Annotated in this window: 9 protein-coding genes; 2 read left to right on the forward strand and 7 right to left on the reverse strand. The window is 39.3% G+C overall.

All coding sequences use genetic code 11. The annotated features are described in order from the left end of the window. Positions 1-79: 79 nt before the first annotated feature. The 3 genes from ACXAER_RS18890 to ACXAER_RS18900 all read right to left on the reverse strand — a co-directional run bounded on the left by ACXAER_RS18890 (position 80) and on the right by ACXAER_RS18900 (position 2491). Positions 80-400, reverse strand: a complete 321-nt coding sequence (locus ACXAER_RS18890; protein WP_474831919.1) for a hypothetical protein — start codon at positions 398-400, stop codon at positions 80-82. 269 nt (positions 401-669) lie between these two features. Further along, positions 670-1995, reverse strand: coding sequence for a protein NO VEIN domain-containing protein (locus ACXAER_RS18895; protein ID WP_474831921.1), 1326 nt, complete (start codon positions 1993-1995; stop codon positions 670-672). A 340-nt stretch (positions 1996-2335) separates the two neighbouring features. After that, a complete protein-coding gene (locus tag ACXAER_RS18900; protein WP_168463182.1) occupies positions 2336-2491 on the reverse strand; it encodes a hypothetical protein in 156 nt (51 codons plus the stop codon). 1205 nt (positions 2492-3696) lie between these two features. Here ACXAER_RS18900 and ACXAER_RS18905 point away from each other — a divergent pair. Beyond that, on the forward strand, positions 3697-4671 hold the full coding sequence (locus ACXAER_RS18905) for a hypothetical protein (protein WP_474831925.1): 975 nt from the start codon (positions 3697-3699) through the stop codon (positions 4669-4671). 1321 nt (positions 4672-5992) lie between these two features. On the opposite strand, the gene ACXAER_RS18910 is transcribed toward ACXAER_RS18905, so the two are convergent. From ACXAER_RS18910 to ACXAER_RS18920, 3 genes are all read right to left on the reverse strand, one after another. After that, entirely contained in the window at positions 5993-6841 is an 849-nt protein-coding gene (locus ACXAER_RS18910) for a reverse transcriptase family protein (protein WP_474831928.1), read from the reverse strand. Between the two features lie 6 nt (positions 6842-6847). Next, positions 6848-7309 carry a hypothetical protein gene (locus ACXAER_RS18915; RefSeq protein WP_474831931.1) on the reverse strand — a complete coding sequence of 154 codons (462 nt, stop codon included), beginning with the start codon at positions 7307-7309 and terminating at the stop codon, positions 6848-6850. Between the two features lie 102 nt (positions 7310-7411). Continuing rightward, positions 7412-7813: a hypothetical protein gene (locus ACXAER_RS18920; protein WP_474831933.1), complete on the reverse strand. Its 402-nt coding sequence runs from the start codon at positions 7811-7813 to the stop codon at positions 7412-7414. A 94-nt stretch (positions 7814-7907) separates the two neighbouring features. Here ACXAER_RS18920 and ACXAER_RS18925 point away from each other — a divergent pair, with 94 nt between their 5' ends. Further along, the gene (locus tag ACXAER_RS18925) at positions 7908-8063 is read left to right on the forward strand and encodes a hypothetical protein (RefSeq protein WP_474831936.1); all 156 of its coding nucleotides are present in this window, start codon (positions 7908-7910) and stop codon (positions 8061-8063) included. Positions 8064-8408: 345 nt separating this feature from the next. Here the strand turns inward: ACXAER_RS18925 and ACXAER_RS18930 are convergent, their stop codons facing one another. Beyond that, positions 8409-9011, reverse strand: a complete 603-nt coding sequence (locus ACXAER_RS18930; protein WP_474831939.1) for a thiamine biosynthesis protein ThiC — start codon at positions 9009-9011, stop codon at positions 8409-8411. Positions 9012-9090 lie beyond the last annotated feature (79 nt).

Consider the following 9090-nt stretch of genomic DNA (forward strand, 5'->3'; position numbering starts at 1 on the left):
ATATCGAAGATATAAAAAATACAAACTCTACATTAAATGCTTGTCACTCATTAGTATTTTATGTGGGTACTGGCGACTCCTACCAATTATTGGTGTCATTCCAGTAGTTTTGCTTTTCATCCCTAGAGTACGATAGATCCAGCCTGTGCCTATACGAAGCTGCTTCAGTCGTATCCCCTGCTCCTTCTGCAATTAGCGCAAAAGCGTGAACAAGGTGAAAATAAGCTCTTTGTGAGATATCAGCACCTAAACTAGTTTCTACATAATTGTAGTACGAAGACGATTTAGGATATTCATAAACACGCTTATGAAACTCTATTGAGAAACAATCAATTACTTTGTTTACATCTTCAATGTCCATATGTGTTTTGTCTGCAATTGAATGGATTATAGATTTCACATTTCCGCCTAAAAAATACAATTGAATATAAGGGAGCTTAACGATTTTGAAGCTTTATCGGTTTAATAGTCAACAACATAGTTCTTGAATACTCCTCGCCCAGAGAGTATTGGAGTTAAAAAACTCCCCGCATCAGAACACTATTAATGCTAAAAATACCAATTCTGGTTATCAAATTCTTATCTTAAGATCGCCACTAGCAAGCCGGAAGCTAGATAAGAGGTTATTAGTCTGAGAGCACCGAGAGATGCTCTCTTTATAATAAAGAGCTACTTAATCTCAATAATGGCGGCAGTTTTGGGCGTCTCTTTTAACACAGCATTCTTATCACCCACCACATACCAATCACCGTTCTTTTTAGAGTATTGGCACAGTGTGAGTCGGGGGTTGCTGGATAATGCTTCTGATACTATCGCAAGAACATAGCTTGGCTTACGTTGACTAAAGAAATCGTATTCATTAGGTGAGATACCTACACGCCTAGATTTTCCACTTAGGCCTTTAACTTCAATATAAAGCTTTTCCGCTTTGGAAACCGCCAAAAGATCATAACCCACGTTATCTGCTTCAACGCTTGTTATTTCAAACCCTTTCGACACATAATAGTCGGACACAAAGTCTATCGCAGCTTGCTCTACCACTTTGTTTTTTTCAGGATCACACTTTCCTTTCACGAAGCCTTTCTTGTTTTCAAAAGTATCATCGTTAGACTCAAATTCTGAAATGTAGTCTATTACTTTACTCTTAAACTGTGATCCTATAGTAGAATCCGCATACCAAATGAAGTTTTGTCCCTTTCCACCTTTACCTTTCGGTACTTCCAAAATTCTGTTTTTACTATTAATTAAGGTTGCCTGGTTTTGCTCAGTTGCGAAGTGATACTTATTTAGGGAGTTATTAACATGAGCTTTGGAAGGGTTATCTAATTTTTGGGGCATCCTATAAATTTCAGCGTTTTTATACCACCCCACAACTACCGTTTTTTTTGTCTCTTCATTTTTCGCAATCCATACAACCGTTCCGGTAACACTTTCCTGAGATTTGCTTCCTCCTAGTTTTTCAAACCCTTTAGCACTCATTCCATTACTACTGCCAAAGTTGCCATACACCTTACCTTTGTGCGATTTAAAGTTGCAGACTTCGACGCCATGCTGTCGCTCTTCCGCTATTCGCCCACCATTGATAAGCCTATCGCCCTTGTTACCTCGATATTTTTCCATCCAGCCAACAAATACAAAAATCATTGGTAAATCTTTTAATGGTTGCGCGACTTCCTCACTCCAGTACGAAAAACTTTTTTCGTTACCCCAATTTTTGTGAGTCTCGATTCCTTCAAATTTGGAATCAGCGACAAAGGTAAATAGCGCTCTATCTCCTACCATTCTGTAGCTTTTTATCACACCGCCTTTGTGACTTGGTTTTTTTTGCCCCTTGTGGATGTACAACTCACCACCAACAAGTTCTTTTGCTCGCTCTTCTGTAATTTTCCAGAAACCAGACTCCCAAGTATTTGTAGCTTTGTTTACCTCTTTTAAGTTGCTACTTTCGTCATCCTTTTTCTCGATTACATGAAGAGCTTTAAGTTTTCTTTTCATCGTTTTCCCTGTTTGGTTTCTATTTTCAATTCTTAAATTTAGCGCTAAAACAAAATATTAACAGTCGATTTTATAATTTCTGTTTGTTGTGAGCACTTTATCCGAAGAGAGCAGATATTGAGGTATAGAAGATAATACGAAAGTAAAAAACAGAAAACTCGGTACGAGTTTTAATAAAAACTTGAGCGCAGATTAACCACTTTTATCATTTGCTTGAGCAAATTTGCTGAGTATTGCAAAGCGATAATCTGCAACCTTCACAACACTGTTGTGAACACTGCGAGCGGAATATCCCACTCGACGCTTTCCCCGAGAGGAGGATGGAAAAAATAGTGGTTAATCAGCGATAGGTGACTCCGAGTGAGACTTTTGTCGCAGTCAAAAATGACATGTGGCAGAGCGGCAACAAGTCGCGAGCATTCTGCTTTATTGCAGGCATGGTGTGCATAGATATGATATCGTTTTCTGATAGCGCTTTTTTGTTCACTGAACTCATACGTACTCCGTATACAGTTCACGTGAAGGGCCAAAGACAGTTCTCCGATTGTGAATTTAGTTGATTCTCTTCAACGTGAAGAGATAGTCCTTTTGTGCGATGCTCGCGTATTCACCTTTCATTAAACGCTAGTATCAGAACACCGTCTTAATGTCACTTATACGTCCTGCAAGAGTGATTTACGAGGACATCTAACCGTAAAATCAGCTCATGATTAAAGGGTAATAATCACGCGATTTTAAACTACTATCAAAAGCAGAATCACTCTCAAAGTCAGCGATTAAAGATAAAGCTTTGCTGCAATCTCAAAAATTCTCCTAGTGTGGCCCTTTTTAAGGCCGAAGACATAAAAGGAGAAATATATGAAATGTAAGCGGCAATTTTTTATTGCATTGTTAGACGTACTAAGCGCACAACTAATGACCATAGGAGACATTCTGTTTGTGATTTTTGTTGTGCAACTAATAACTCGATTCGAAGTTGCAGAGAGCTATCCGTTTACCGGAACAAGAGGCTATATGCTAATTTTACTTATCTATTTATTTTCACTCGCTTGTCACATACAAAGTGCAAGGCTGCGAAAAAAATAGAATGTTCTTGGAGCACCCGCGGGTGCTCTTTTTATTCTAATTATTCGCCTATTACCTGCAACCACTTGCTTTTCGCTCTTATCGAAGATGCAAACAACGTAATCGATACGATTATGTAAAAATACTTGAGCAAAGCTCAACAACTGCTGCGTAGTAGATTGCTTTGTGAAACAAAGTAATCGACGGAGCCGGAGTCAGCATCGCAGATTAAGGCCAATTTTAGTTTGCCCCAGCAAACCTGGGTGAAGTTGCGTAGCAACTTATCCCTGCCTGAGCACTGCGGTGCGAATGTAGCGAGGTGTATCCGAGTAACACTTTTTCCCGACGCTACACTAGGGTAAAAATGGCCTTAATCAGCGGTAGCTGACTCCGAGTAAAACTTCTGTCGCAGCCACAACGTGGCAAGTAGCAGAGCAGCGACGAGTCGCGTCAGCTCTGCTTTGCAGAAGATTTACTTCTACGAAGTAGACAACATTTTAAGAATAAAAAATGTTGTAGCTAAGCAGTATGCTTGGCAAAGCGAAGCTTTAGCATAATGCAAGGCATTGTGCGCTCATCCGAAGATTCTCCTGAGCTTGATTCTATGTAGTTATGATTTAAAAACAGGAGAATGAAATGAACTACATAGACCGTGCAATCGAGTCTTCTATACGCAACCTATACATCACCAATAAAAGTGACCCAGCGTCAATTGGCATACAGCGAGAGAATGCCGCAATAGCAATAACAGGAATATTTGGAGTTACCTGTAAAACTGTAATTCAGCGTCATCTAGAGCTATCTAGAGAAGCAGTAAATAAGCTTGTAAATAGGCTTAAAAAGAAACAAATCGTAGCTATTCACCCTACTTTTGCTAACCAAGACAGGAACTTCATAGTTCTAACTAACCAAGGTATTCGGGAAGCCGAATTTTTACTTAACAGAGAACTACACTTGCGCTCAGATGCTAGCAGAGTGAACGAACGAAATTTGCTTCATGATCTCTCGGTACAGATTGTTCTTCTCGACTTAGTGAAGACTAAGAAAATTACGGGGTTTGCGTCTGAGCGCGATATTGCTATTCAGTTAGAAAATAGAGCAAATGACCCTCGACTCGTTGACGCGCTGGTCGTAGATGCAAATACTGGCTGTCGTATCGCTATTGAGATGGAAACATCTAATGCCAAAAATAAATCTAATGGCGACCTTCGCGCAAAGATACTTAGCAAATATCTACAGGAATTTGAAAGTGACAACGGGCTGTATGAATTTGTATACATGTATAGTCATCGCCAGCGGTTCCTCACCCAGATTGAGAAAGCGCACGCTCGTCTATTCGCTAACACCCGTTCATCTTTCACTGAAAGTCAGCAAGCGACACTAACGAGCCAAATCAAATTTCAGCACAATCAATGTGATGTCATATACGAATTAATGTTTAACAGTAAAAGACCGTTAGGAGATGACAAGTCACAGTCTATTTCCAGAGAAGCGTTTTTCACCGAACTCGCTAAGCTGGAAGCGCTCGCAAAAACCAGTAATGACAGAATAGTGGGAATAAGGTTAGAAGGTTTTCGTGACGGAGGAAGAGCTTTAGGGCTGTTGAATTAGTTGTAGACTTGACCTCAGGGAGCGATTCGCTCCCTTTTTTTATGGCTTACGATAGCTTCAAGAATTATTGAATATCGTGTTGATAGACAAAGCATCTTTAACGCACATACCTCTATGTACGTCGAGCCAGCAGGAGGATTGCACTGTCGAGGTTTACTGTGCTATCAGTAGTGTTCCCACCCGAGTTCATGAGACTCAAGCAGATTGAGTTTATGAAAGATTGCGGCTCAGCTATTACTATATAGTCTCCGATTACGAAAATTTTCAGCATAATTTACATGACAATGGAAATTTCGATTGAAGTAAACTGAATGTAGTTACCGATTAATGTGAGCGCGACGCATTAATCTGGTAACAGCTTAGACGGTACGCCATTAACCTCCCCTTTATATAACAGGAGACTAAACATGACCTAAACCTATCTGGTAGACTGGCGTTGGCTCTTGCCATAAATTAGTGGGCTAGACGATGCGGAGGCGTCTTACAACCTCGGCATATAGATAAAGTGTTTGCTTTATCCCCTAAGGCGTACCGTCCTTTTTAATATGTAGTTTGCTTTTATCGAGTCACTTCGATGTATTCCCGCGCCCTCTTAAATAGTCGAAGGTTTGTAAAATCAGCATCTCGTTTTTCTACACTGAAACTGTTGTCTTGCTGTACGGAAGGCAGCCATTGCGCAAATCAAAATAAAAAGATCCTTTTCATCTAGCAGAATTCTCATGAGCAGAACTTAGTTAATCATAGGACTAACTGAGGAATTTATTATGAGACCTAACTACGAAAGCGTTTTCGACGCTTGCATTAAACTCTCTGGAAAATGGATATCACTTGCTAATTCAGTAAGCTATGTCGCAATTATTAATACACTCTGGAACATACTGTTTCTATTGCTAGATTATCCCGACCTCATTGCTTTTGAGAAATTGTCATATAGGTTATTTTTGATTTCGTTTGGATGCGTGGGTATAGGGATTATTTTTTCAGTAGTAGCGTATTTTTGTATGCGAACATTGGAGAGTAAATAGTATTGAGCACCCCGCGAGGGGTGCTTTTTTTAAATTAAGTAATTCGGCCTCAACTTAGTGTAACTGACCTTATCATCCAAACAGGGGGAATTAAAATTCTATCGTTTGACGAACCACTAACAGCCTAGCTGTAGAGTTAAAAACGTAATTACGACAGTTCTGCGGCGAAGCCGCCCGCGCACTGAACCATTTGTCACCTTATAAAGCAGACGATACATCATGCCATTTAAAAACGTTAGTTTTCGTAAAGCAACAAGCTAATTACCAAAGTAAGGTATCATCCAAACAGGTACTATTCAACCTTGTTGAGAAATCCAGTTAACAAGTCCCAATACTGAGTTCACGTTTGATTTATGGATTGCGGCTCTTAACTTTTTCTTTATACGTCTAGTAGCTTTTATATCAAACTCACCTACCGATACTCCCGTGATAACACGTCGCCCATTGGAAGCAAATTGCAACTTAGTTTTGTTATTGAGATAAAAATCATAAGACTTTAAGATTTTCTCAACATCCCGAATAATGTTGCTACAAAACACTTTCATGTATTTGCTACTGATGCGATTAGCATCGCTAAAAGGGCATATGGCACTATCAATTTCACATGGTTCTGCAAATTTAAAACTTACCGAGATATCGTCAGCATATCGAGTGAATGAAAACTTAGTTATAATCTTAGATGCCTGATATTTAGCTAATAAATCAGTAATACTCTTATCTAACTCGACACAAGCTATATTCGATATAACTGGGCTGGTAGGAACCCCTTGAGGCAATATCCCTTCGACAAAACAAACATCTATTAATTTACTCGGTAAATACCTTTCAACATGTCGCGGAGTAATACTTTCAAAAAAATTTAAAAGATCCATACTTATAGTAACATCATAACCGATATGTGCTTCAGCATTTGAAATTGCACTTTTACCTGAAATAAAGCCATGAGCACTATCAACTAGTTTTGCTTTAAGGTGAATCTTATCTAAGTAGCCCATTAGCCCACGATAAAAAGATTTACTCTCGTCATCAGGAACAAAAATTCGCCTTATTTTACTCTGTTTTCTTATCCTTACTTTTACTAAACGAATGTCACCCGACTTTAAATTCACTCTTTTAGAGTAAGTATCACCTTTAACTTCCCACACGATTAACTACTCGATACACAGGTTTATTTTATTAAATTCGAAATCCACGGCAGAATATATGTGGACACCCCCTAAGAAATAAACCTCAGTTAAATTATAATGAGCGGCTATATCTACTCCATTTTTAGCCATCAGACATAGCTTAAGAACATTATCAATAATATTCTGGCTAACATATGTATACAGGATATGAATAATACAGATTTTAGTAGAAAACTGGACGGTAACCACCAATTCACAATTAGTGGTTTTACTCTTTGAAAAGAGCCTGAACTTTATTAGATCACTTGCTCTTGTGGAACGTATTATTCGTTTACACGTTTTCAATACTCTTAGCCGAATCTCTGAATATGCTTGATATTTTTCTATTTTAGACATTCCAGCATCTGTCCATGAGGGGTGATCCCATGGAAAATCTCCCTGAGCATTTGGTGTGAATAAACTTGGAAAATCATCTATATTTGCCATAAATATCACGTTCCTTGTTTCATACAAATCATCGAGGCTATCGACTATAACAAAACTAGCCATACTTTCTACTCAAAGAGGAGAAGGGCTGCAAAGCAGCCCTTAAAGTAAGTCGATCTGCTCACTCCATTCATCAATGGCTTCCACCGAAAAATAACGCTTTTTCGATACGCCAAACACGTTCTCAAACTCGAAATCATCCACTTCTTTGGAGTTGATGAACTCGGAGATTTGTAACTCAAAGAAAAGAAACAACAAACATCTCTCTGAAGGAGTAAAGTATTTCTTTCTCAGTTCTTCAGGAAGCTGCTGTACTAGCCCATCTGATAATACAAAGCCGTTAGTATTAAACTTCTCATCTTTGTGTTCATAGATATAGTCGAGTGTCTCTGGATTAAAGTGCCAGCAAACTCGAAACTTATCAGGCCACTCTGTTCTTGTAGCGCGTTTAAATTGATGAATAAATGTGATTTGCAGATCACGTTTTGGTGTCTTTTTTGTCATAGTTGAGTCCAATTTAGTAAACCTCATAACTAACTAGGCTTACATTTGGAGAATTATGGTAATATGACTCACACAGGAGGCACGGAGTGCAAACATGGATTGGAAATTCTTCGCTGTATTCTTCGGATTGTATTTGTTGGTGTATGAGTTTTGCCGAGTGCTTTACGAATGTTGGAGAGATAAAATGACTTTTAGCCAGTGGTGGAATGCGCCGTTGAAAAAAGAGAAGCCAACCAATTTTGAAGCATGAGGTCTAAGCCTGACAGAAATCAAAATACACAAATACTGCACAGACTTCCCTACAGACCAATAAAATAGCGACTAAGACGCGGGTTCAAATCCCGCCAGCTCCACCAATTCAATAAAAAAAGACGTCCTATGACGTCTTTTTTTATGTCTAAAACTCAGTAACTTCCTCTCATCCAGTGCTGAAATGTGTGAGCGCATACTCTGAAAACAACACTAATAATTTAGAAAAGGCGTTAGCGGCGAGCTCGGTGCACTGAACACTATGCAGCTGTTCATGCCCCCAGCGACCACTGACGCTCTTCGACGTTTTACTTGATAAAGTATCTTATTTGAAAGTTACTAAGCCTTAGTCAGCTTTGCGATTTAGGCAGATTAAGCAGAAAGCCAATAATAACGTTGCAACCATACCTGAAGCACCAGCTACGCCTGATGGTAGAAAGCCATCACGACCAAATATGATTAGTATGGCATTGGCAAACATAGCGACCATGCCTACTATAGCGGTAAGACCACCAATCGTTTTACCACCTTTTACCACGAAGAATAGGCCGAAAACGACGGCTGCTAACCCTAATAACAATTTAGCCGCGTAGTAAATCATGAAAGACAAAGACACTACACCGCCAATTAAAGGCTTAGCGCCTTCTACTGCACCAGCAACTTGGCCGAAGGTTGAAAATAACGTTAGGCCAATGCTTACCTGCACAATATTGAGAACGGCGCTAAAAGTAATAGCCGACCAGCCTAGCTGCGCGTTTTTTGCCTGCACCATAGCAGTACTAGCAAAAGCAGCTAGCACGGTAAAGATTACGGCTTCAAATCCCCAGGCATACTGCCGTGAAAAGCTAATTCCGCTGCTGTAAAGCGCTGTAAAAACAGCCTGTGTTATTGCTAGTAGTAATAATAACGACGCTGTAATTTGAATGGTGCGCTTATGTGTAAATTCCATTATGACTCTCTTTTCTGTTAGATATGTAAGTAACGTTTATTGATGTGGCTATAAGACAGGTATAGCTAATTAATAATTT

The organism is Alteromonas sp. AWJ4_199 (assembly GCF_056159165.1).